This is a genomic window from Nonomuraea sp. NPDC049695, from assembly GCF_040674955.1.
Lineage (GTDB): Bacteria > Actinomycetota > Actinomycetes > Streptosporangiales > Streptosporangiaceae > Nonomuraea > Nonomuraea helvata.
The window spans coordinates 13,946-35,178 of record NZ_JBFANV010000006.1; the positions used below are offsets into that span (position 1 = coordinate 13,946).

Sequence of the window (21,233 nt, forward strand, 5' to 3'; positions counted from 1 at the left end):
CGCCTGTGACTGCTGGTGCACAACTGAACGTAATCAGCCGCTGTCATTACGTAGAGTTGCCTAAGAGTCACCTAGCGCTAACCTTGTTGCGAGAGTGATCTAGCGTTGACGGGCACGCGCCAGGAGCCACAGCAGGAGGGGCGCTCCCAGCACGCCGGTGACCACTCCGACGGGCAGCTCCACGTCCGGGATCAGCAGCCGCGCGACCACGTCGGAGACCAGCACGACGAACGACCCGGCGAGCCCGGCCGCCAGCGGCGGCGGCCAGGCGGTGCGGGCCGGCCGCTGCGCGATCTGAGGCGCGGCCAGCCGCCTCCTCGTGTTGTTAGGCGAGCCTAACCTAACTCATACTGACGGCCAACAGGGGTAGAGGACCCACGATGTCCTTCGGCCAACGCGGCTACTTCGCCGGTCGTACGATCTCCGAGCTCGCGCAGGACCTGCGCGCCGGGCGTACGACGTCGGCGGCGCTCACCAGGCACGCGCTCGACGCGGTCGCGGCGCTCGACCCGGCGCTCAACGCGTTCGTCACCGTGGACGCGGAGGGCGCGACGGCCGCGGCGAGCCACGCCGACCGTGAACTGGCGCTCGGCATGGACCGGGGCCCCCTGCACGGCCTGCCTGCAGGGGTGAAGGACGTCATCATGGTGGCAGGCCTGCCCGCGACCATGGGCTCGCGGCACTTCGCCGGTTATGTCCCGGACGCCGACGCCGCCTGCGTGACCCTCCTGCGCCAGGCCGGGGCCGTCATCATCGGCAAGACCAACACGCACGAATTCGGGTACGGCCCGACCGGCGACCGCTCGGCCGCCGGCCCGTGCCTCAACCCCTGGGACACCTCCCGCATGCCGGGCGGATCCAGCGGCGGCAGCGCGGTCGCCGTGGCGGCGGGCATGGTCCCGCTCGCTCTCGGCACCGACACCGGCGGCTCGACCCGCATCCCCGCCGCACTGTGCGGGATCGCCGGTTTCAAGCCCGCGTACGGGGCGATCCCGGCGGACGGCGTCTTCCCCTTGGCGCGCTCCCTCGACCACGTCGGCCTGCTCGCGGGCGACGCGCAGGGCTGCCTCATCGCCTACCGCTCCCTCGTCCCGAACGCCGACGGCACGGGCACACCACGTGCCGGCTGGCTGGATCCGGCCGACCTCATCCCCTGCGACCCGGAGGTGATCCGCACGGCGCGCCAGGCGCTGGAGGCCGGGACCGGCCCGCTGGACGAGCTCCGGTTGTCGCGGAAAGAGGCCGGAGACCTGCACGAGACGTTCACCGCCATCCAGAGCGGCGAGGTGGCGGCCGTGCACGCGGACCGCATGGCGGAGGCGCCCTCACTGTTCGACGGCGAGGTGCTCGAACGCCTGCGTGCCGCCGCCACGGTGCCGGGCTGGCGGTACGTGCGCGCCCTGGAGGCCAGGCCCCGGCTGGCCGAAACGGTCGGCGCGCTGTTCGAGCGCCATGACGTCCTCGCGATGCCGACCGCGCCCATCACCGCCCCGCCCCTCGGCCGCAGGGAGATCGAAGTGGGCGGCACGCTCATCGCCGTACGGGCCGCGCTGCTCTCACTGACCAGCCCATGGAGCCTGCTGGGCCTGCCCGCCCTGAGCGTCGCCGCGGGAACGGTGGACGGCCTGCCCGTCGGGGTCCAGCTCATCTGCCGCTCCGGGAACGAGCATCTGCTCTTCCAAACGGCCGCCAAAAATGGGCATTGACGAAAAATCCTTACATGGTACTCATAGATCAAGTCGGAAAGCTTCAGGACCTCCAGACGTCCAGAGCTCACCCAAGGAGGACGCGCATGGCGCGCACCCAGCCCCCCGACACCCCCATCGACTTATACGCCGCCGTCACAGGAGAGGTCTCCTGGTTCTGCTGCGGCACCGCCTGGGGACCGTGCAGCACCACAGGCAAGGGCGCCTGCGGCACCTGCAACTCCGGAAGCATGCAGCACGCGTGGCCCAACACCTCCGACGCCTGCTGGGCCATCACCCACCCCGACACCTGCGGCTTCAACCTCTCCCGCAGGACCTGCGGTTTCCAGCACCGCACCACCAACCTGTGCAGCGGCGTCAGCGTCGTCACCTCCATCGCCGACTGCGGCCCGCAGACCGACCTGTTCTGCGGCGAGCGCAGCTGCTGCGGCTCGACCTGCGCCACCGACCGGATCATCGACCTCACACCCGCGGCGTACAGCAAGATCGCCAGCCTCTCCACCGGCCTGCGTCCCTGCTCGATCGACGCGGCGTGAGGGGGCGACGATGACCAGCAGAAGAGACATGCTCAGGTCCGCCCTGCTCGGCGGCGGCGCCACAGTCGTCGCCGCGACCGCGCTGGGCTCGCTCGGCCCCGAGGCGGCCTTCGCCCGCTCGGCGCCCGACGTCGAGCCGGGCTCCCCCGACCCCAACTTCGCCGAGGGCCGGATCCGCTCGATCAAGGACAACACGCTTCTCGTCCTGGGCTCGAACATGGTGTTCCACAGCATCAAGGTCGTGGACGGCACGAGCCTGTGGAAGCTCGGGCCCGTGCCGTTCGACGAGGCCAAGCCGGGAGACGGCCTGTACGCCCGCGGCGTGCGGATGCCGGACGGCGTGCTGGCCGCCGAGTCGGTGTGGCTCAACATCGTCAACATCAAGGGCCACATCAAGAACATCACCGACAAGACCCTTCACCTCGACCACAACGGGCAAGAGGTGCTGTGCCACGTCGTGGCCGGCAAGTCGGTCGCCGTCCACTCCGAATCGCCGCCCACCGCGGACCTGTCGATGCTGAGGGTGGCCCAGCACGTGCAGATCCTCGGCGCCTGGCGGCCCGACACGAACGAGGTCGACATCGCAACCGTCTTCTCCCCCCACTAGGAGCCAGCCGTGCACGGGATCGCCGCGACGCAGCCGTACGTGATCGCCCTGTTCCTCGTCTGGGCGGGCCTGATGAAGCTGTTCAGCCGCAGGATGCGGGCGCGGGCCGGGCAGACCGCCCTGGCCCGCCTGGTCGGCGCGGCGCGCGCGGTCCCGGCGCTCCGGCTCGTCGGAGTGGTCGAGCTCGCGGTGGCCGCGGCCCTGCTGTTCCCGTGGGAGACGCCATGGAAGGGCATGGCCGCCGCGCTGCTCTCCGCCGGATTCCTGGCGTATCTCACCTATTCGTACGTCGCCGCGCCCACGGCGTCGTGCGGCTGCCTGGGCGCGCACTCCCGTCCGGTCGACGTGCGTGCCTTCACCCGGGCCGGTCTCCTGCTGGCCGCGAGCCTCGTGGCGATCCCGGCCGATCCGAACCCTCCGCTCGTGGCGCTCGGCCTGGCGGAGGCCGTGGTCCTCATGGCTCTCTCCGCCGAGCTGGACCGCTACTGGCTCACCCCTCTGCGACAGCTCCTCGTACGGCTGCGCCGCCCGCTGGCCGTGGCGCCGTCGCAGCACGTCCCGCTGGGCACCTCGCTGCACCTGCTCTACCGCAGCCCCGCGTACTGCTCGGCGTCCGCGCAGCTCACCTCGGACGTCCAGGACACCTGGGACGAGGACGGCCTGCGGTTCGTCGTCTACGGCGCCCGCGAGCGGACGGCGGTCTTCGCCGTCCCCCTCACCGGCAACGACCCGTCGGCCGTCCTGGTCACCCTCGTTGGGTCCTGACATATCGCGATCCGTAGTTCACGATGAGGGCCCCGATCCCATCGAACGGAAGGCCGATGTCATGCGTGTACGTGCCTGGCTGGTGTCAGGGGCGGTGGCCGCCGCCGGTCTGCTGACGACTCAGCCCGCGATGGCGGCCCAGGCCGTGGTCCCGTTCCATGCCGACTCAGGAGACCCGTGCGTGCGCGGGGTCACCGAGGGCACGCTGGAATGGGTCGACGGGCCGGTCGTCCGGCCGACGGTGAAGGTCGACGGATACCTGGCCGACGAGGCGTCCATCTCGCCCTGCTCGCTGGACCGGATGTACTCCACGGCCACCTTCTCCGCCTACAAGGGCAGCACCCTCGTCGACTCCCAGACCGCCAAGGCGGACAACGAGAAGGTCCCGATCTCCTTCGCTCTTTCCGACCCGGTGGCGTTCACGTCTGTCGACCGCGTGGTCGTCCAGGTGTGCCGGTTCAGCAGCACGCCGACCGGGATCAGCTACTGCGGCAAGGCCGCCGAGTACAAGGCGCCCTGAGCCGTGAGACCGCGCCGTGCCCGTCCGGGCGGGGACGGGCACGGGCCTGGTCACCGCAGGGTCACCGCGCCCCGAGGAGTGTCGAGCACCGCCTCCAGCGCCGGTTCCTGGCCCTTCGAGACCTCCAGCACGGCGTCCAGCGCGGCCAGCTGGCGGTGGAGCGCCTCCGGGTCCGGATGGACGGCGGTGAAGGAGGCCAGGCCGAGCTGCGGGAGACCGGAGGCGGCGGGGTGTGCGGTCGTGCCCCAGTCGATGAGGAACGGCACCAGGTTGATCGAGGCCACGTCGTTCCACCTGGTCAGGCGCCACTCCAGCAGCGTCCCTGCGGGTGTCCGGCGAGACAGCGGCTGCACGTCGCCGGGGTCGTAGCCGCGTTCGCGCGCCTGCCGTACCGTCGCGTCGATGTCGCCGGGCCGCACCGCCCACCGGGCGAGCCGGGGCTCGGTGAGCGCTTCCAGGCCGAACGCGCGGGGTCGCGGACCCGCTGCCGCCGGGTCCGGGCCGATGATCTCCAGGTAGGCGGTCGGACCCAGGCCGACCAGGTAGTTGGCGGTGCCGCCGGGGTGGCGCCCGCCCGCCACCGGGGTCACCCCGGTGCGCTCCGCGAACGCGGCGACGCCCGCGAGGAGGTCCGGGACCGCGTAGACGAGGTGGTCGAGTTCGGCTGTCATGCTGAAGGCTCCTGTACCGGCTCGCCCAGCGAGAGCATGAGGCGGTTGGCCCAGTTGAAGAACGCGGCCGCGTGGATGACGTCGCTGATCGCCAGGTCGTCGAGGCCGGCCGCGCGCAGCGCCTCGACGTGGTCGGCGCTGAACTCGGCCGGGGTGGCGGCCAGGGCCACCGAGGCGTCGATGATCGCCTGCCACTCCCCGTCCTGGGGCGCGTTGACGCCCTCGTCGAGCAGCCGGTCCACGTCGTCGGCCCGCTTGGAGTAGTGGGCGGCGAAGCGGGCGTGCACCGAGGCGCAGAACACACAGCCGTTGCGGCGCGAGGTCGCCGCCGCCGCCAGTTCGCGCTCGGCGCGCGGCAGCCCGCCGTCGGCGTTGTAGAAGATGTCGTTGTCGGTCCTGGTCCTGGCCTCCAGGATCGCCGGGTCGCGGGCGAGGAGCAGGAAGTACGGCGACTTCGCCCGGGCCTTGTCGACCAGCGCCTCGTAGTGCTCGTCGGTCAGCTCGTCGGTGGCCAGCGGCGCCAGCCACGGCTCCCAGCCGAGCTGGTCTCGCGTGAACGCCGGTTGGGTCATGAGGTCGGTCCCTTCTGCAGGTGACGCAGCCCGGCCACCACGCGGATCTGGAAGGTCAGGAAGGCGACGAGCTGCGACAGCGTCACGATAGCCGTGGTGCTCCACCCGGCCCGGGCCAGCGCGGCGAGCGACTCGGGCGCGGCCTCACGGGGCCGGAAGACGAGCAGATGGGCGTGCTCGAACGCGGCGGCGAGTCGCGCGCCGAGCTCGCCCGGTCGCCGCGCCCGGTAGCGCAGCCCCTCGTCGCTCTCCACCGACAGCGGCCCCTCGCCCGGATAGACCCCGTACGGCCCGGTCGTGGCCCCGGCCTCGACCTCCGACTCGACGACCTCCAGCAGCCCCGGCGAGAGCTCGGCCAGCCGGTCGGCGTAGAAGCCCGCGATCGCGGCATCGTGGTGCAGTCCGGCGACGAAGGCGGCCACCGCGTCCCGTTCGACGAGCGTGACCTCCTCCTCCACGTCGGGGCTGAACAGCGCGTCGTAACTGCGCTGGGCGTGCTCGCGGGCGGCGGGCCGCCGGCCGCGCAGCTGGTCGAGGGGCGAGCCGGGCCGTATGCCCGCCAGATGGTCGATGACATCAGTGATCATGTGGAGATCGATTCTGTGGAGGGGATCCAGCCGAGCGCGGGCGCCACCTCGGTCGCCAGCAGCTCGATCGAGCGGAGGATGAGCGGGTGCGGCGGGTCCACCGAGTGCACCTGGAGGACCAGGTCGGTGACCCGTTCGAGGGTCGGGTCGGCCTTGAGGCTCTCGATGACGTCCTGCGGCGTCCCCACGTGCACGTCGAACGCGGCGATGCGCCGGTCGAGGTCGCTGTCCGGCAGCTCGAACGGCAGCCTGCCGCGCCCGAGCCCGAGCTCGGCGTAGCGCAGCGCCTCGGCCCTGCTGTCAGCCACGAACGCGGTCCGCGAGGCCATGATCCGCGGCGTCGCGCCGGGCGGCAGGTGCTCGAGGTAGCCGTCCACGATGGGCCGCTGGATCTGGGCCAGCGTGGCCTGCGGGTCGTCGGCCGGCCTGGGCTGCGTGCGCGACAGCATGAGCCCGTGGCCGGCCTTCCCCGCGCGTACGCCGCCGCCGACGGAGAACGTCGCCTGCCACACCGCGTCCAGCAGCCTGGGCGCGGCCGGGTAGAGCCGGTTGCCGCCGCCGAGATCGCCCCCGGACCAGGCGTTGAGCAGCACCGCCAGGTGCTCGGCGTATATGGCCGAGCGGTCGGCGCTCTCGTGCCCGAACGGCGCGAACGACGAGGGCGTCCCGCCGCTGCCCACGCCGACCTCCAGCCGCCCGCCGGTGAGCAGGTCGAGCACGGCGGCGTCCTCGGCCACCCGCACCGGCTGCTCCAGCGGGAGCGTGATGATCCCGGTGCCGAGCCGGATCCGGCTGGTCCTGGCCGCCACATGGGCGAGGAGGACCAGGGGCGCCGGCAGGCCGCCCTCCGCGCCGTCGAAGTGGTGCTGCGCGACCCAGGCCGTGTCGAACCCGTACGCCTCGGCATGCGCGATCTGCTCGGCGGCCAGCCGGTAGCGCTCGCCGGCCGGCACGTCGTCCAGCAGCCGGGTGAAGAAACCGAGCCTCATAGCGCCGGCTCCGGGATGGCGGCCAGGAGTTCGCGGGTGTATTCGTGCCGGGGGTCGGTGAAGACCTGCCGGGTCGTTCCTGATTCCACGATGCTTCCCTTGTTCATGACGGAGACGGTGTGCGAGATCTGCCGCACCACCGCCAGGTCGTGCGAGATGAAGAGGTACGTCAGCCCGAGGTCGCGCTGGAGCTGTTCGAGCAGGTCGAGGATCTGCGCCTGCACGGTGACGTCGAGGGCGGAGACGGCCTCGTCCAGCACGACCACCTCGGGTCCGGCCGCCAGCGCGCGGGCGATGGCCACCCGCTGCCGCTGGCCGCCGGAGAGCTCACGCGGCCTGCGGGTGAGGACGTCCTGCGGCAGCGCCACGCGGTCCAGCAGGTCGAGCACGCGGGCCCGCCGTTCGGCCCGGTCCCCCAGCCGGAAGTTGCGCAACGGCTCCTCCACGATGTCGCCGATGGACTGCCGGGGATCGAGCGACCCGTACGGGTTCTGGTGGACGAGCTGCACGTGCCGGCGGAACGCCCGGCCCTCCCCTGCCCCGGCGATGCTCACCGTTCCCGACGTGGGCTCGGCGAACCGCACGACCAGGCGGGCCGTGGTCGTCTTGCCCGAGCCGGACTCGCCCACCAGCGCGTGCGTCGTGCCCCGCGCCACCTCGAACGAGACGCCGTCCACCGCCCGGAACCCCTTGAACTCCTTGACCAGGTCGCGCACCACGATCGCGGGCCCGACGTCGGTGGGGGGATCGCGGAACGGGGAGGCGGACAGCGCGGGTGCGTCGTTCAGCAGGCGCTTGGTGTAGCCGGCGGCCGGGGAGGCCAGCACCTCAGCCGTCGGTCCCTGCTCCTCGATCCGCCCGTCCTTCATCACGACCAGCCGGTCGGAACGTCCCGCGGCCACGGCCAGGTCGTGGGTCACCAGCAGCAGCGCGGTGCCGGAGTCCGCGCGCAGGTCGTCGATGAGGTCCAGGATGCGCCGCTGCACGGTCACGTCCAGAGCGCTGGTGGGCTCGTCGGCGATGATGAGACGGGGTTCGAGCGCGATCGCGATGGCGATGAGCACGCGCTGGCGCATGCCGCCGGACAGCTCGTGCGGGTACTGGCGGGCCCGTCGCTCCGGGTCCGGCAGGCCGACGCGGGCGAGCAGGTCGACGACCCGGCTCCTGATCGCCCGGCGGTCGCCGCGCCTGTGGATGCGGAGCACCTCGGCGATCTGCGCGCCGACGGTCTTGACCGGGTCCAGCGAGCTGGACGGGTCCTGGGGGATCAGGCCGATCTGCGCGCCGCGTACCGACTCCATGCGCTTGGACGACCAGGTCGCGAGGTCGGCGCCGCCGAGCAGGATCCGGCCCGCGTCCACCGCGCCGTTGGCGGGCAGCAGCCCGATGACGGCGTGCGCCGTGGTCGACTTGCCCGACCCGGACTCGCCGACGACGGCGACGACCTCGCCGGGCTCGACCGCGAACGAGATGCTCTCGACCGCGCGTCTCCCGTCGTAGGAGACGGCCAGGTCACGGACCTCCAGCAGGCTCATTCGTGCCTCCCCAGCGAGCGGCTGATGCGGCCGGCGGCGAGCACGACCGTGACCACGACGGCGCCCGGCAGCGTGGTCAGCCACCACGACGTGGCCAGGTAGTTGCGCCCTTCCGAGATGAGCAGGCCCCACTCCGGGGTGGGCGGCTCGGCTCCGTACCCGAGGAAGCTGAGCGTCGAGATGGCCAGGATCGCCATGCCGAACTGCAGCGCCGCGAGCGCGATGACCGGACCCAGCGAGTTGGGCAGGACGTGCCGCCGGAGCACGGCCAGGAACCGGCCGCCGCTCCCGAACGCGGCCTCCACGTAGTCGGTGCGCCGCACGCGGACCACCTCGGAGCGCGACAGCCGGGCGAAGGCCGCGACCGAGCCGACGCCCACCGCGATGGCCACGTTCACCGTGCCAGGACCGAGCAGGATGATCACGGTCAGGGCCAGGAGCAGGCCGGGCACCGACAGCAGCACGTCCACGATCCGCATGGCGGCGTCGTCCAGCACGCCGCCGACGGAGCCGGCGAGCAGCCCGAGCAGCGTGCCGACCACGAGCCCCACGGCGACGGCCACGAAAGCGCCCGTCAGCGAGTGCACGGAGCCGTGCACCACCCGCGCGAACAGGTCGCGTCCCACCGCGTCGGTGCCGAACAGATGATGCGCGCTCGGAGCCTGCAGCTTCTCGGCCGGCACGCCCGCGATCGGGTCGTAACCGGTGAAGAGGCCCGGCGCGACCGCCCAGAGCACGACCAGCGCGATCGGCAGCCACGCGAGCACCAGCCCGCCCCACCTGGTCATGCGGTTGCCTTCAGTCGCGGGTCGAGCACCGGGAACAGCACGTCCACCACCAGGTTGACCAGCACGAACACGGCCGTCGCCAGCACCACGACGGCCAGCATCACCGGCGTGTCCTGCGCGTTGACGGCCTGCTCGGTCAGCCGCCCGATGCCGTTGCGCCCGAAGACCGTCTCGGTCACCACCGACCCGGCGATCAGCTCGCCGAACGTCAGCCCCGCCACGGTCAGCGTCGGCAGCACGGCGTTGCGGGCCACGTGCCGCCAGAGGATCCACCACCGCGAGGCGCCCTTGGCCGCCACCACGGGCACGAACGGCTGCGTGGAGACCTGGTCCATGCTGCGGGCCAGCACCTGGGCGATCGGCGCCGAGATGGGCACCGCCAGCGTGAGCACCGGCAGGACGAGCTGCTGCACCGGGCCTCCGCCGATGACCGGCACCAGCTTGAGCCGGAACGAGAACACCTGGATGAGCAGGATGCCGAGCCAGAACGCCGGGACCGACACGAAGATCGACGGCACCGACAGCAGCGCGTTCCTGAGCCAGGAGGTCCTGCTGTAGCCGGCCGCGAACGCGATCAGCACGGCGATCAGCACCGCAAGCGCGAACGCGGCCGAGGCCAGCTTCGCCGTCTCCGGCAGCGCCTCCCCCAGCCGCTCGACGACCGGCGTGCCGGTGTCGATCGAGTAGCCGAAGGAGCCGCGCAGGAAGCCGAGCAGGGTGTTCAGGTAGTCGAGGACCGGCGGCTCGCCCGCGCCGTAGTACGCCCGGATCTCGGCGATCTGCTGCGGCGACAGGCCCAGCTCGGGGTTCTGGAACTTGATCAGGATCGAGTCGCCGGGCAGCAACTGCAGCAGCACGTAGCCGGCCGTGAAGGCGATCCAGAGCACCAGCGCCGCCTGTCCGGCCCGGGCGAGCAGGTACCTGGTCACTGCTCCGACTTCCACACCGAGTAGAACCACGGCCTGGCGACCGCCTCGAAGGCCACTCCCTGGACGTACGGCGCCCCGCCGTACACCTGCGGCTCCTCGAACAGCGGGATCGCGTAGCCCTGGTCGAGGACGTACCGCTGGATCTCGGCGACCTTGGCGTTGCGCTTGGCGACGTCGGGCTCGGCCGACTCCTCTTCGAGCAGCCGGTCCAGCTTCGTGTCGTCGGAGAGGATGACGTCGCGGTTCTTGCTGTGGAAGTGGCTCTTGATCACGTCCTGGTCGGCGCGGCCGACCATGCCGTGCTGGATGGCGGTCTTCTCGGCGTTCTTGATGTCCACGGCCTGGGTGCCCGCGTCGGCGGGGCGGATCTCCAGCTTCACGCCGAGCTTGGCCCACTGCTGGCCGACCAGCTCGAGCGTCTGCTTCGACAGCGGCTGCGGGCCGGAGACGAACACGCCGAGCTGCAGCGGCTTGCCGTCCTTGACGCGGACGCCGTCGGCGCCCTTGGTCCAGCCGGCCTCGTCCAGGAGCCGGTCGGCCTTGCCGGGGTCGTACGCGAGGTCCTCGGACAGGTCCACGTAGCCCTGCGCGAGGTGGCTGAGCACCGAGGTGGCCGGCGGGTAGCTGCCGGTGAAGAGGGTGTCGACGATCTCCTTGGCGTTCGTGCCAGCCTGGAGCGCCTTGCGGACCTTGACGTCCTTCAGGATGCTGTTGCGCGGGCGCAGGTAGAGGCCGTTGTTGACGCCTCTCGTCGGCTCGGCGTAGATCTGGAAGCCCGCGTCCTTGACGGTCTTCTCATCGTACGCCTGGACGTACCGGACGAAGTCGGCCTGGCCGGAGGTGAGCGCGCCGACGCGCACGTTGTCCTCGGGCGTGACGATGATCTTGATCTCGTCCAGGTACGCGCGGCCCTGGTGCTTCGAGGACGGCGGCGCCCAGTTGTAGTCCTTGCGCGCGGCCAGGTCCACCTCCTTGTCGACGACCTGGTTCTTCAGGGTGAAGGGGCCGGAGCCGATGACGTTCTTGAGCTGGCACTGCTGCTCGTACGGCAGCGAGATCGTCTTCTTGGAGACCAGGCCCGCCCCGATGACGGAGGTGCCCTGGAGGAAGCCGGGGGACGGCTTGTCGAAGTGGAAGCGCACGGTCAGCGGGTCGACGACCTCGCTGCGCTCGTAGTTGTTGACGAACTCGGCGACCGGGAGCTTGAGCTTCTCGTCGCCCAGGCCGTACACGTCGAAGTTGGCCGCCACGGCGGAGGCGTCGAGCGGGGTGCCGTCGCTGAACGTCACGCCGTCGCGCAGGTGGAACGTGTACTCGGTGGCATCCTTGTCGATCTCCCACTTGGTGGCGATCCACGGCTCGATCGCGAGCGTCTTCGGGTTCTGCCAGGTGAGCTTGTCGGTGATCTGGTTGAGGATGCCGCCGTTCGGATAGAAGCCGGCCGCCGGCAGGTACAGGCAGGTGGGCGGCTGGTGCTCGAGGTAGGTCAGCGTGCCGCCGTACACCGGCCGGCCGCCGCTCTTCGCGGCGCTGGTCGCTCCGCCACCGCCACAGGCGCCGAGCAGCCCCACGACGGCGAGCATGGCGGTGCTCGCCACGGCTGTGGTGCGCAGTCCGGAGGATGACATGGAGGTGCCCTTCGTGAACGGAGGTGGGTGACTTTAAAGCCACTATAACCTACCTACAAAGCATGGAATAGGTCGGGTCATGGCCTTGCCAAGGGAACCCCCCGGCCTTAACATCCATATGTCGACTTGTTAAGTAGGAAATTAGGAGAATAGGTGAACGTACGCAGGCATCTGGCGACGGCTACGGTCGTGGCGTCGATCGCCACTCTCGCCGCGTGCGGGGGCGGCGGGTCCGACGGCGGGTCGGGCGGTCAGGTACAGCTGTCGCTGGTGGCGTACTCCACGCCACAGGCGGCCTACGAGAAGATCATCAAGGCCTTCCAGGCCACGCCGGAGGGCAAGAACGTCACCTTCACCAAGTCCTTCGGAGCGTCGGGCGACCAGAGCCGGGCCGTGGAGGCCGGCCTGAAAGCCGACATCGTCGCGTTCTCCCTCGAGCCGGACATGACCCGTCTGGTCAAGAAGGGCCTGGTCGCCGAGGACTGGAGCGCCGGCGAGAACAAGGGCATGATCACCGACTCGGTCGTGGTCATCGCCACCCGCAAGGGCAACCCCAAGAGCCTCAAGACCTGGGACGACCTGACCAAGCCTGGCGTCGAGGTCATCACCCCCAACCCGTTCACCTCGGGCGGCGCCCGGTGGAACGTCATGGCCGGTTACGGCGCCAAGTCGAACAAGGGCGCGGACAAGCAGGCCGGCGTCAACTACCTCAGCGCCCTGTTCGCGAACGTTCCTGTGCAGGACGACAGCGCCCGCAAGTCGCTGCAGACCTTCTCCAGCGGCAAGGGCGACGCCATCATCGCCTACGAGAACGAAGCGATCTTCGCCCAGCAGAACAACCAGCCGCTGGACTACACGGTCCCGGACTCCACGATCCTGATCGAGAACCCGGTCGCGGTGACCAAGAACTCGGCTCACCCGAACGAGGCCAAGGCGTTCCTGAAGTTCCTCTACACCACGGAAGCGCAGAAGATCTTCGCTGACAACGGCTACCGGCCGGTGGCCAAGGGCGTGCAGGGCGTCTCCTTCCCGGCTCCGCCCGCCCTGTTCACCATCGCTGACCTCGGCGGCTGGCCGAAGGTGACGACCGAGTTCTTCGACCCCAAGGGCAGCGTCATGGCCGACATCGAGCGCAAGCTCGGGGTCTCGACCGAGAAGTAGGCACCCACGTGTCCGCACAGATTGTCGTCTCCAGGGCGGCGCTCGGCCAGAAGCGGGGCACCGCGCTCGGGCTGGGCGCGGCCGTCCTGTACCTGAGCCTGATCGTGCTGATCCCCCTGGCCGCCGTGGTCTGGCGCTCGCAGGAGCGGGGCATCGCCTACTTCTGGGACGCGGTCACCACACCGGACGCCTGGGCGGCGCTCTCGCTGACGATCGGCGCCTCGGTGGTCGTGGCCGTGATCAACCTGGTCATGGGCACGGTCATCGCCTGGGTCCTCGTCCGGGACCGCTTCCCCGGCAAGGCCGTGGTCGACACGCTCATCGACCTGCCGTTCGCGCTGCCCACCATCGTCGCCGGGCTGGTGCTGCTGTCGTTGTACGGCCCGAAGAGCCCGCTCGGCGTCGACCTGGCCTACAGCCGCGCCGGTGTGGTGCTGGCGCTGCTGTTCGTCACCCTCCCGTTCGTGGTGCGCACGGTCCAGCCGGTCCTGCTGGAGCTCGACAGGGACATGGAGCAGGCCGCGGCCTCGCTCGGCGCGAGCACGGCGCAGATCTTCCGTCGCGTCATCCTGCCCAACCTGGTGCCGGCCATGTTGTCGGGCACCGCGCTGGCGTTCTCCCGATCGATGGCCGAGATCGGCTCCGTCGTGCTGATCTCGGGGAACCTCCCATTCAAGACCCAGGTGGCCTCGGTGCACATCTTCGGACAGATCGAAACCGACAACCCGGTCGGCGCGGCGGCGGTCTCCACGGTCCTGCTCGTCGTCGCCCTGGTGACGCTGGTCCTGCTGGACCTGCTGCAGCGGTGGGGCAGTCGCCGTGGCTAAATACGGACTCCGCGCGCTGGCGCTCCTCTACCTGCTGTTCCTGCTCGTGCTGCCGGTCGTGCTCATCGGCTGGCGCACCTTCGAGAACGGCCTCGGCCCGGTGCTGGAGGCGCTCACCACACCGCAGGCCCAGTCGGCCTTCCGCGTCACCCTGATCGTCGCGTTCTGGGCCGTGCTGGCCAACACCGTCTTCGGGGTCGGCACGGCCGTTCTCCTGGTACGGCACGACTTCCCCGGCAAGCGGCTGCTGAACGCCCTCATCGACCTGCCCATGGCCGTCTCCCCTGTCGTGGTGGGCCTGGCGCTGATCCTGGTCTACGGCCGCTTCGCCCCCGTGGGCGGATGGCTGGAGGGCATCGGCGTCCAGGTCATCTTCTCCGTCCCCGGCATGGTCATGGCGGCCGTCTTCATCTCCCTGCCCCTGGTCATCCGGGAGGTCATCCCCGTCCTGGAGGAGCTCGGGGACGAGCAGGAGCAGGCGGCCCGCACGCTCGGCGCCGGCCCCTTGCAGACCTTCCGCCGCGTCACCATCCCCGGGATCCGCTGGGCGCTGGCCTACGGCGTCGTGCTGTGCCTGGCCCGGGCGCTGGGCGAGTACGGCGCGGTCGCCGTCGTCTCCGGCCGCCTGGTCGAGAAGACGCAGACGCTGACCCTGTTCGTGGAGGAACGCTTCCAGAACTTCGACGAAGCCTCCGCCTTCGCCGCCGCGACCGCGCTCGCGCTGGTGGCGGTCGTCACGCTCCTGCTCACCAAGATCCTGCGCCCGAAGGGCTGAACCTCATGGCCATCCAAGTAAGCGGCGTCAACAAGGCGTTCGGGGAAACGCCGGTGCTGAGCGACGTCTCCATCGACGTGGCCGCCGGATCCCTGACCGCGCTGCTCGGCCCCAGCGGCGGCGGCAAGTCGACACTGCTGCGCGTCATCGCCGGGCTGGAGACCCCCGACACGGGCACCGTGCTGATCTCCGGCGTGGACGCCACCAGGCTGTCACCCCAGCGCCGCAACGTCGGCTTCGTCTTCCAGCACTACGCGGCGTTCAAGCACATGAGCGTGTTCAAGAACGTGGCCTTCGGCCTGGAGATCCGCAAACGTCCCAAAGACGAGATCCGCAAGCGCGTGATGGAGCTGCTGGAGCTGGTCCACCTGGAGAACTTCGCCGACCGCTACCCGGCCCAGCTCTCCGGCGGGCAGCGCCAGCGGATGGCCCTGGCCCGCGCGCTGGCGGTCGAGCCCCAGGTCCTGCTGCTCGACGAGCCCTTCGGCGCCCTGGACGCCCAGGTACGCAAGGAGCTGCGGACGTGGCTGCGCCGCCTGCACGACGAGGTGCACGTCACCACCGTGTTCGTCACCCACGACCAGGAGGAGGCGATCGAGGTCGCCGACACCATCGTCGTGCTGGCCGACGGACAGGTGAAGCAGATCGGCAGCCCCACGGAGGTCTACGACAACCCCGCCGACCCGTTCGTGATGCGCTTCCTCGGCCCGGTCACCGAGCTGGACGGCCGTCTGGTCCGCCCGCACGACATCGAGATCGGCGCCGCCCCGGAGAACGGCAGCGTCCCCGCCACCGTCACCCGGATCGTCCGCCTCGGCTTCGAGGTGCGCGTGGAGTTGCTCATCGACGGCCAGGAAGCCTGGGCCCAGGTCACCAGGAGCACCGTCGAGCGCCTGAACCTGCGTCCGGACCAGGTCATCCACGTGTGGCCCAGCCCGGCCGCCCGCTCCCTCGCCCTGAGCACGACGACGGCCTGATGAGGATCTCTGCCCGCACTCACTACGCCCTGCGCGCCGCCGTCGCCCTCGCGGCGGCGCCACTCGGTCCGGTGCCCGCTGAGAAGATCGCCTCCAGCCAGGACATCCCGCGCCGGTTCTGCGACAACATCCTGCTGCAGCTGCGCCGGGCCGGGCTCGTGCGCAGCCAGCGGGGACCTGACGGGGGCTACTGGCTGGCCCGGCCGGCCGAGGAGATCACCCTCGCCGACGTCATCCGCGTGACGGAGGGGATCGAGGAGGAGATCGAGCGCTTCCCCGGCGTGGCCGGCCCGCTCACCGACATCTGGACGGCGATGCGCGAGCACGAGCACGCCCTGCTGACCGAGGTCACGCTCGCCGACGTCGTCACCACGTCGGCCAAGGATCCCGCCTCCGGCTAGCTGTTCTCGCTCGGCCCCCCTGGTCCCGCACCAAGATCTGCCACCCCTGCCGAGGTCAGATACGTTCGACCTCGAGCACGAGCTTGCCGGTGCTGCGGCCGGACTCGATGCGGCGATGTGCCTGCGCCGCCTGCTCCAGCCGCAGCGACTCGACCTGCACCCGAAGCTCCCCTCCTGCGGCCGCGGCCACCGCCCGGCGCAGCGCCCGGCCCACCTCCGCGGGGAAGGCGGCGGAGAACGCGGCCAGGTTGAACCCCGAGACGGTCTTGTTGGTGAACCACAGTTCGTTGGCCGAGATCCCGACGTCCTCGGCGCCGGAGGCGTTGCCCATCACCACCATCCGGCCCATCGGCGCGAGCAGGTCGAGGCTGCTCCGCCGGGCCGTACCGCCGACCATGTCCACCACGACGCCGAACCGGCCGGCCTCGGCCGCCTGCTCGCGCAGGATGACCTCGTCGTAGCCGAACGCCCTGGCTGTCTCGATCTTGTCGGGGCTGCCCACGGTGCCCACCACGCGGCCCGCGCCCAGCAGCCGGGCGGCCTGGCCGAGCTGGCTGCCCACGCCGCCGGCGGCGGCGTGCACGAGCACGTCCTCGCCCGGTTCGATGCGGGCCACCCGGTCGAGCACGAGAAACGCGGTGGTGCTGTTGGACGGCAGCGCCGCCGCGACGCCCAGCCCCAGGTCGTAGCCGTCCAGCGGAGCCACCAGCTCGGCGGAGGTGGTCACCACCTCCGCGTAGCCACCGCTGTCGACGATCGTCAGCGCGGCGACCGGCTGGCCGACGCGCAGCCCCTCGACGCCGGGGCCGAGCGCCCGGATGCGGCCGGAGACCTCGATGCCGGGCACGAAGGGCAGCGGTACGTCCACCACGCCCTGCCGGTAGAGGATCTCGGCGAAGTTGGCGCCCGCGTAGGCCACATCGATGGAGACCTGTCCCGGCCCCGGCTCGGGAATCTTGACCTCGTCGAGACGGAGGACGTCAGCGCTGCCGAATTCGGGAATCGTGATTGCCTTCATGCCCTCCATCGTGCTGGGGCGGCTCCTGCCGAGGCAGTGTCAGCTCATCCAGGGTGTGCCACCACCAGGCTCTCCACCTTCTCCTTCGTGTCGGTGTCGGGATGCGGCGTGTGCAGCACCACGTTGAGGTCGGCGCGGTCCGGCAGCCGGAACAGTGAGTACTCGAAGGTGAGCTCCCCGGCCTGGGGGTGAGTGATCGCCTTGATCCCCTGGGAGCGGGAGCTGACATCCGGCCGCGCCCACAACTGCGCGAACTCGGCGCTGGCCGCACACAACTCCTCGGCGAGCTGCCCGAAGACCGGATCATCGTGGTATCTGGCCGCGCTGGCACGGAAGTCGGCCACCATGTCCGGGGCGAACTCGTGCCATTCGGTGAACCTGCCGCGGTAGATCGGGTGGGTGAAGAACGCCACCAGACAGTTGCGGATGTCGTCGTCGAACCCGAAGACCCACCTGGCCGCGTCGTTCATCGCCACCAGGTTGTAGTGCCGGTCCAGCACGTGCGCCGGGTTGGGCATCCACGCGGTCAGCACCGCGCGCAGTTGCTCGCTCACCGGCGCACCCGGCCGGCCCGCGGGGTCCGGCGGATTGAGCCCGGCGAGCACGTACAGGTGCGCCCGCTCCGCCTCGTCGAGCTTCAGCGCGCGGGCGACCGCATCCAGCACGGCGTCGGAGACCTTGATGTCGCGTCCCTGCTCCAGCCAGGTGTACCAGGACACCCCCACCCCGGCGAGTACTGCCACCTCTTCCCTGCGCAGCCCGGGAGTACGGCGGCGCCCTGCGGCGGGCATGCCGACGTCGGCGGGGGCGAGAGCCTCCCGCTTGGCACGCAGGAACTCTTTGAGCTGGTCACGGCGGCCCTGGCTGGCAGTCACGAACACACCCTATGCGGCGCGGGGTCCCGCTTCAGGCCGCCCGCAGCGGGCGGAGGGCGCCGCCCCAGGCGAGGATCTGGTCGAGTACGGCGTTCAGCTTGTCCTCGTGAAGGGCGGCGGGCTTGAAGTCGGACATGTTCTCGAAGTCCGTGAAGAGCGAGAGCGTCACCTGCTGCGACACGGTGGCCACGCCGACCAGGGAGAGGATCGAGCGCAGATGCTCGACGGCCCGGGCCGCGCCGTCCACCCCGTACCCGACGAACCCGGCTGCCTTGTTGTTCCACTCGGCGTACAGGAAGTCGACGGCGTCCTTGAGCGCGCCCGGGATGGAGTGGTTGTACTCGGGCGTAACGAAGACGAACGCGTCAAAAGAGGCGATCCGCTCGGACCACCGCTTGGTGTGCTCATGCGCGTAATTGCCCATGGCGGGGATGTTCGGCTCGTCCAGGTGGCGCAGGTCGTAATCCTTGAGGTCCACCACCTCGTACTCGGCGTCGCCGCGCTTGGACGCCAGCTCGTGGACCCACTGCGCAACGGCCTCGCCGTTGCGGCCGGGACGGGTGCTGCCCAGGATGATGCCTACCTTGATCATGTCAACGGTCCTCACAGTCGGTCAGGAAGAACGACAACAACCGTATGAGCTGAGCTTGAGATAACCAATGCGTCACGGTCTACACTTTTTACGTCAGAGTCTCAGGAGCTAGACTCCTGTTATGGACGTGCTCAGCGACGTCGTCGCCCACATACGGACCGGCCGGCCCACGTCCGCCCGCATCACCTGGCGCGGCCGGTGGGGGCAGGAGTTTCCGGCGGTGCCCGGATCGGCGGGGTTCCAGATGGTGCTGCGCGGGTCCTGCTGGCTCATCCCGCCCGGCGGCGATCCCGTGCCGCTCAGCGTAGGCGACGTGGTCTTCCTCCCCCACGGCGACGGGTACGGCCTGGCCGACAGCCCCGACACGCCGCTCGCCCCGCCGGCCTGCAACCCGTACCTCGACTTCGACCTGTTCACCTCGGCCACGTACGGCGGCGAGGGGGCCGAGACGGTCACCCTGTGCTGCGGCTACCAGCTCGACGCCGGAAGGACGCACCCGATCCTGGCCTCGCTCCCCGGCGTGATCCACCTGCCGACGACGCTCGGCCACCGCCCAGAGCTCAAGGCGGCCGTCGAGCTGCTCGCCGGGGAGATCGACCACCCCCGGCTGGGGGCCGACACCATCGTGACGTCGCTGCTCGACCTGCTCCAGCTCTACATCCTGCGGGCCTGGTTCGACCAGGAGTCCATGGCGTGCGACGAGTCCGGGTGGGCCGCCGCGCTCGCCGACCCCGCCGTCAGCCGCGCGCTCGACGCCATTCACCGCGCCCCCGACCGCCGCTGGACGGTCGAGTCGCTCGGCGCCCACGCCGGTCTCTCGCGTGCCGGCTTCGCCCGCCGCTTCACCGGCCTCATCGGGCAGCCGCCGCTGGCGTACCTCACGTGGTGGCGCCTGGCCACGGCCGGCCGCCTGCTGCGCGAGTCCGACGCCTCGGTGGCGGAGGTGGCCCAGCGGGTCGGGTACGGATCGGAGTTCGCCTTCGGGAACGCGTTCAAGCGGCAGTACGGGGTGTCGCCCGGCAAGTACCGGCGCCAGGTTGCCGCCTGATGTGAATGCAGGGGCGCTTGGGCCGGATGAGTGCTGGTTACACCACAATGGGGGGATGGCATACCCTCCGCAGCCTCCGCCGCCCCAGCCTCAGCCGCAAGGACCGTGGGGCGCGCAAGGAGCGCCGCAGGGGTACGGCCCACCCCCGAACTACGGCCCACCTCCCCACCACGGCCCACCTCCCCACTACGGCCCACCTCCCCACTACGGCCCGCCACCCGGATACGGCCCGCCTTACGGGAACCCCATGGAGCCGCAGCGGACGCTGGTGCTCCCCTTCCCGCCCCCGAAGAGCAACAACGCGCTGATCATCGGCCTGGTCATCGGCCTGGCCGTGCTGCTCGTGGGCGGCGGCGCCGGCGCGTTCCTCTACCTGCGTGGCTCCGTCTCGAAGCCGACGGTCGCCCTGCCGAGCGCCGAGCCGTTCCCCACTGCCGCGACGCAGCCGCCGTCCGACCCGCCCTCGGAGACGGCCGCACCGTCGGACCCGCCGACCTCGGAGCCCCCGACCCCGACCCCCAGCGACACCCAGACCTCCTCCGACCGCGTCGATCCGGGCTCGCCGCTCACAGACAAGGAGTTCGACGACTGGGACTTCAAGCTCGGAGACGTGAAGCTCCAGGCCAAGAGGGTCGGCGGCTGGACGTACAGCACCTGTGACCCGGTCGACGGCAGGGGCGTGCTGGCCCAGAACCACTGCCGGCGCGCCATCCAGCTCGCGTACTCGGCCTACGGTGGGCACATCAAGGCGGTCCAGGTCATGATGTCGTTCCCCAGCGAGCAGGCCGCGAAGAAGGCCGCCACACGGCTGGCCACGCTCGACTCGAACGCCGTGAAGTGGCGCAAGGACAAGGCGCACCGCACCTACGTCTACGGCAAGATGCGTTCGGGTGTGGCCAAGAACTACGTGGTCGTCACCGTCCTCACCGCGGACAAGACCGCCAAGTCGCTGGCCACGTACTACCACCATTACCTGCAGAGCGACCACGCGAGCTACTTCCTCTTCCGCGACCTCACCATCACGAGCTAGGACTGATCGCCAGTAGATGTCATAGCAGCGCTAGGCGTTATAGTCATGCTAGCTTGGCAGGTATGTCGATAGCCGCACGCCGAGCACGCGAACGTGCCCAACGCCAGCAGCTGATCATCACCGCCGCCCGCGAGCTGGCCGGGTCCGAGGGCTGGGACGCCGTGACGACCCGGCGCCTGTCGGAACGGGTCGAATACAGCCAGCCAGTGCTCTACAGCCACTTCAAGGGCAAAGACGCCATCGTGCAGGCGGTGGCGCTCGAGGGGTTCGCGGAGCTGGCGGGCAAGCTGCGCGCGGCGCGCGAGGCCGGCGGCGATCCCAAGGCGGTGCTGCGCCAGGTCTCGATCGCCTACCTCGACTTCGCCCGCACCCACAGCGCCCTGTACGAGGCCATGTTCGTCATGCCGATCGCCATTCCCTTCGCCTCGGAGGAGACTCCGGAGGAGCTGCGCGAGACGTTCGGCGAGTTCCTGCACGCGCTGGAGCCGGTCGCGGGGAAACACCACCTCGGCACCTTCGCCGAGGTCGTGTGGGCCGCGCTGCACGGCCTCGCGACCCTGGCCCATGACCGCCGGATCCCCGTCGGGCTCCAGCAGGACCGGATCGACCTGCTCATGGACCAGCTCGTCGTGCGTGTGTAAGGCGAACGCGCTCGACGCCGTCACTCTCACCCAGCCCGCCTGACCCTTGTCGCCG

The 21,233-nt window shown here is 70.6% G+C and carries 25 protein-coding genes; 13 read left to right on the forward strand and 12 right to left on the reverse strand.

Annotation, left to right across the window (positions count from 1 at the left end; all coding sequences use genetic code 11):
• Positions 1-99: 99 nt before the first annotated feature.
• A complete protein-coding gene (locus AB0J64_RS07475) occupies positions 100-309 on the reverse strand; it encodes an iron chelate uptake ABC transporter family permease subunit (protein WP_364022707.1) in 210 nt (69 codons plus the stop codon).
• Between the two features lie 71 nt (positions 310-380).
• Here AB0J64_RS07475 and AB0J64_RS07480 point away from each other — a divergent pair, with 71 nt between their 5' ends.
• The 5 genes from AB0J64_RS07480 (at position 381) to AB0J64_RS07500 (ending at position 4,134) form a co-directional block, all read left to right on the forward strand.
• The gene (locus AB0J64_RS07480) at positions 381-1,706 is read left to right on the forward strand and encodes an amidase (protein ID WP_364022150.1); all 1,326 of its coding nucleotides are present in this window, start codon (positions 381-383) and stop codon (positions 1,704-1,706) included.
• An 86-nt stretch (positions 1,707-1,792) separates the two neighbouring features.
• A complete protein-coding gene (locus AB0J64_RS07485) occupies positions 1,793-2,242 on the forward strand; it encodes a hypothetical protein (RefSeq protein WP_364022153.1) in 450 nt (149 codons plus the stop codon).
• Between the two features lie 10 nt (positions 2,243-2,252).
• Positions 2,253-2,849, forward strand: coding sequence for a cell wall protein (locus tag AB0J64_RS07490; protein WP_364022155.1), 597 nt, complete (start codon positions 2,253-2,255; stop codon positions 2,847-2,849).
• 9 nt (positions 2,850-2,858) lie between these two features.
• A complete protein-coding gene (locus AB0J64_RS07495; protein WP_364022158.1) occupies positions 2,859-3,614 on the forward strand; it encodes a MauE/DoxX family redox-associated membrane protein in 756 nt (251 codons plus the stop codon).
• A gap of 61 nt (positions 3,615-3,675) precedes the next feature.
• Positions 3,676-4,134, forward strand: a complete 459-nt coding sequence (locus AB0J64_RS07500) for a hypothetical protein (RefSeq protein ID WP_364022161.1) — start codon at positions 3,676-3,678, stop codon at positions 4,132-4,134.
• A gap of 50 nt (positions 4,135-4,184) precedes the next feature.
• Here AB0J64_RS07500 and AB0J64_RS07505 read toward each other — a convergent pair whose 3' ends face one another.
• Genes AB0J64_RS07505 through AB0J64_RS07540 form a run of 8 tightly spaced genes read right to left on the reverse strand, consistent with a single transcriptional unit; the run spans position 4,185 to position 11,833 of the window.
• Positions 4,185-4,805 carry a VOC family protein gene (locus AB0J64_RS07505; protein ID WP_364022164.1) on the reverse strand — a complete coding sequence of 207 codons (621 nt, stop codon included), beginning with the start codon at positions 4,803-4,805 and terminating at the stop codon, positions 4,185-4,187.
• Entirely contained in the window at positions 4,802-5,377 is a 576-nt protein-coding gene (locus AB0J64_RS07510) for an alkylhydroperoxidase domain protein (protein WP_364022167.1), read from the reverse strand. Before AB0J64_RS07510 ends, AB0J64_RS07505 begins: the two co-directional genes overlap by 4 nt.
• A complete protein-coding gene (locus AB0J64_RS07515; protein WP_364022170.1) occupies positions 5,374-5,964 on the reverse strand; it encodes a CMD domain protein in 591 nt (196 codons plus the stop codon). The genes AB0J64_RS07510 and AB0J64_RS07515 overlap by 4 nt, the downstream gene beginning before the upstream one ends.
• Entirely contained in the window at positions 5,961-6,953 is a 993-nt protein-coding gene (locus tag AB0J64_RS07520; protein ID WP_364022173.1) for a putative FMN-dependent luciferase-like monooxygenase, read from the reverse strand. The genes AB0J64_RS07515 and AB0J64_RS07520 overlap by 4 nt, the downstream gene beginning before the upstream one ends.
• Positions 6,950-8,488, reverse strand: a complete 1,539-nt coding sequence (locus tag AB0J64_RS07525) for an ABC transporter ATP-binding protein (protein ID WP_364022176.1) — start codon at positions 8,486-8,488, stop codon at positions 6,950-6,952. The genes AB0J64_RS07520 and AB0J64_RS07525 overlap by 4 nt, the downstream gene beginning before the upstream one ends.
• Complete coding sequence (locus AB0J64_RS07530) at positions 8,485-9,276, reverse strand: ABC transporter permease (protein ID WP_364022179.1); 792 nt, start codon at positions 9,274-9,276, stop codon at positions 8,485-8,487. Before AB0J64_RS07530 ends, AB0J64_RS07525 begins: the two co-directional genes overlap by 4 nt.
• Complete coding sequence (locus tag AB0J64_RS07535; RefSeq protein WP_364022182.1) at positions 9,273-10,205, reverse strand: ABC transporter permease; 933 nt, start codon at positions 10,203-10,205, stop codon at positions 9,273-9,275. Before AB0J64_RS07535 ends, AB0J64_RS07530 begins: the two co-directional genes overlap by 4 nt.
• Positions 10,202-11,833 carry a TIGR04028 family ABC transporter substrate-binding protein gene (locus tag AB0J64_RS07540; protein WP_364022185.1) on the reverse strand — a complete coding sequence of 544 codons (1,632 nt, stop codon included), beginning with the start codon at positions 11,831-11,833 and terminating at the stop codon, positions 10,202-10,204. The genes AB0J64_RS07535 and AB0J64_RS07540 overlap by 4 nt, the downstream gene beginning before the upstream one ends.
• 153 nt (positions 11,834-11,986) lie before the next feature.
• Between AB0J64_RS07540 and AB0J64_RS07545 the strand changes: the two genes are divergently transcribed.
• From AB0J64_RS07545 to AB0J64_RS07565, 5 genes are read left to right on the forward strand one after another with little or no spacing between them, the layout of a single operon-like run.
• Positions 11,987-12,994 carry a sulfate ABC transporter substrate-binding protein gene (locus tag AB0J64_RS07545; protein ID WP_364022188.1) on the forward strand — a complete coding sequence of 336 codons (1,008 nt, stop codon included), beginning with the start codon at positions 11,987-11,989 and terminating at the stop codon, positions 12,992-12,994.
• 8 nt (positions 12,995-13,002) lie between these two features.
• Positions 13,003-13,821, forward strand: a complete 819-nt coding sequence (cysT, locus tag AB0J64_RS07550; RefSeq protein WP_364022191.1) for a sulfate ABC transporter permease subunit CysT — start codon at positions 13,003-13,005, stop codon at positions 13,819-13,821.
• Complete coding sequence (locus AB0J64_RS07555) at positions 13,814-14,596, forward strand: sulfate ABC transporter permease subunit (RefSeq protein ID WP_364022194.1); 783 nt, start codon at positions 13,814-13,816, stop codon at positions 14,594-14,596. The genes cysT and AB0J64_RS07555 overlap by 8 nt, the downstream gene beginning before the upstream one ends.
• Before the next feature lie 5 nt (positions 14,597-14,601).
• Entirely contained in the window at positions 14,602-15,573 is a 972-nt protein-coding gene (locus tag AB0J64_RS07560) for a sulfate ABC transporter ATP-binding protein (protein WP_364022197.1), read from the forward strand.
• Positions 15,573-15,974 carry an Rrf2 family transcriptional regulator gene (locus AB0J64_RS07565; RefSeq protein ID WP_364022200.1) on the forward strand — a complete coding sequence of 134 codons (402 nt, stop codon included), beginning with the start codon at positions 15,573-15,575 and terminating at the stop codon, positions 15,972-15,974. Before AB0J64_RS07560 ends, AB0J64_RS07565 begins: the two co-directional genes overlap by 1 nt.
• 55 nt (positions 15,975-16,029) lie before the next feature.
• Here AB0J64_RS07565 and AB0J64_RS07570 read toward each other — a convergent pair whose 3' ends face one another.
• From AB0J64_RS07570 to AB0J64_RS07580, 3 genes are read right to left on the reverse strand one after another with little or no spacing between them, the layout of a single operon-like run.
• Positions 16,030-16,992 (reverse strand): zinc-binding dehydrogenase, encoded by a 963-nt coding sequence (locus tag AB0J64_RS07570; RefSeq protein ID WP_364022202.1) that lies wholly within the window; start codon positions 16,990-16,992, stop codon positions 16,030-16,032.
• A gap of 44 nt (positions 16,993-17,036) precedes the next feature.
• Positions 17,037-17,867 (reverse strand): helix-turn-helix transcriptional regulator, encoded by an 831-nt coding sequence (locus tag AB0J64_RS07575; RefSeq protein WP_364022205.1) that lies wholly within the window; start codon positions 17,865-17,867, stop codon positions 17,037-17,039.
• A 31-nt stretch (positions 17,868-17,898) separates the two neighbouring features.
• On the reverse strand, positions 17,899-18,459 hold the full coding sequence (locus AB0J64_RS07580) for an NAD(P)H-dependent oxidoreductase (RefSeq protein WP_364022208.1): 561 nt from the start codon (positions 18,457-18,459) through the stop codon (positions 17,899-17,901).
• Positions 18,460-18,580: 121 nt separating this feature from the next.
• Here AB0J64_RS07580 and AB0J64_RS07585 point away from each other — a divergent pair, with 121 nt between their 5' ends.
• From AB0J64_RS07585 to AB0J64_RS07595, 3 genes are all read left to right on the forward strand, one after another.
• Positions 18,581-19,507, forward strand: a complete 927-nt coding sequence (locus tag AB0J64_RS07585) for an AraC family transcriptional regulator (RefSeq protein WP_364022211.1) — start codon at positions 18,581-18,583, stop codon at positions 19,505-19,507.
• A 247-nt stretch (positions 19,508-19,754) separates the two neighbouring features.
• On the forward strand, positions 19,755-20,537 hold the full coding sequence (locus AB0J64_RS07590; RefSeq protein ID WP_364022214.1) for a hypothetical protein: 783 nt from the start codon (positions 19,755-19,757) through the stop codon (positions 20,535-20,537).
• Between the two features lie 62 nt (positions 20,538-20,599).
• A complete protein-coding gene (locus AB0J64_RS07595; protein WP_364022217.1) occupies positions 20,600-21,178 on the forward strand; it encodes a TetR/AcrR family transcriptional regulator in 579 nt (192 codons plus the stop codon).
• Positions 21,179-21,233 lie beyond the last annotated feature (55 nt).

Coding starts and splice junctions, on each gene's coding strand:
- AB0J64_RS07530 (WP_364022179.1), bottom strand. CDS start 9,276: ATGACCAGGTGGGGCGGGCTGGTGCTCGCGTGGCTGCCGATCGCGCTG.
- AB0J64_RS07485 (WP_364022153.1), top strand. CDS start 1,793: ATGGCGCGCACCCAGCCCCCCGACACCCCCATCGACTTATACGCCGCC.
- AB0J64_RS07540 (WP_364022185.1), bottom strand. CDS start 11,833: ATGTCATCCTCCGGACTGCGCACCACAGCCGTGGCGAGCACCGCCATG.
- AB0J64_RS07595 (WP_364022217.1), top strand. CDS start 20,600: ATGTCGATAGCCGCACGCCGAGCACGCGAACGTGCCCAACGCCAGCAG.
- AB0J64_RS07525 (WP_364022176.1), bottom strand. CDS start 8,488: ATGAGCCTGCTGGAGGTCCGTGACCTGGCCGTCTCCTACGACGGGAGA.
- AB0J64_RS07585 (WP_364022211.1), top strand. CDS start 18,581: ATGGACGTGCTCAGCGACGTCGTCGCCCACATACGGACCGGCCGGCCC.
- AB0J64_RS07510 (WP_364022167.1), bottom strand. CDS start 5,377: ATGACCCAACCGGCGTTCACGCGAGACCAGCTCGGCTGGGAGCCGTGG.
- AB0J64_RS07570 (WP_364022202.1), bottom strand. CDS start 16,992: ATGAAGGCAATCACGATTCCCGAATTCGGCAGCGCTGACGTCCTCCGT.
- AB0J64_RS07490 (WP_364022155.1), top strand. CDS start 2,253: ATGACCAGCAGAAGAGACATGCTCAGGTCCGCCCTGCTCGGCGGCGGC.
- AB0J64_RS07500 (WP_364022161.1), top strand. CDS start 3,676: ATGCGTGTACGTGCCTGGCTGGTGTCAGGGGCGGTGGCCGCCGCCGGT.
- AB0J64_RS07480 (WP_364022150.1), top strand. CDS start 381: ATGTCCTTCGGCCAACGCGGCTACTTCGCCGGTCGTACGATCTCCGAG.
- AB0J64_RS07590 (WP_364022214.1), top strand. CDS start 19,755: ATGGAGCCGCAGCGGACGCTGGTGCTCCCCTTCCCGCCCCCGAAGAGC.
- AB0J64_RS07560 (WP_364022197.1), top strand. CDS start 14,602: ATGGCCATCCAAGTAAGCGGCGTCAACAAGGCGTTCGGGGAAACGCCG.
- AB0J64_RS07505 (WP_364022164.1), bottom strand. CDS start 4,805: ATGACAGCCGAACTCGACCACCTCGTCTACGCGGTCCCGGACCTCCTC.
- AB0J64_RS07520 (WP_364022173.1), bottom strand. CDS start 6,953: ATGAGGCTCGGTTTCTTCACCCGGCTGCTGGACGACGTGCCGGCCGGC.
- AB0J64_RS07515 (WP_364022170.1), bottom strand. CDS start 5,964: ATGATCACTGATGTCATCGACCATCTGGCGGGCATACGGCCCGGCTCG.
- AB0J64_RS07565 (WP_364022200.1), top strand. CDS start 15,573: ATGAGGATCTCTGCCCGCACTCACTACGCCCTGCGCGCCGCCGTCGCC.
- AB0J64_RS07580 (WP_364022208.1), bottom strand. CDS start 18,459: ATGATCAAGGTAGGCATCATCCTGGGCAGCACCCGTCCCGGCCGCAAC.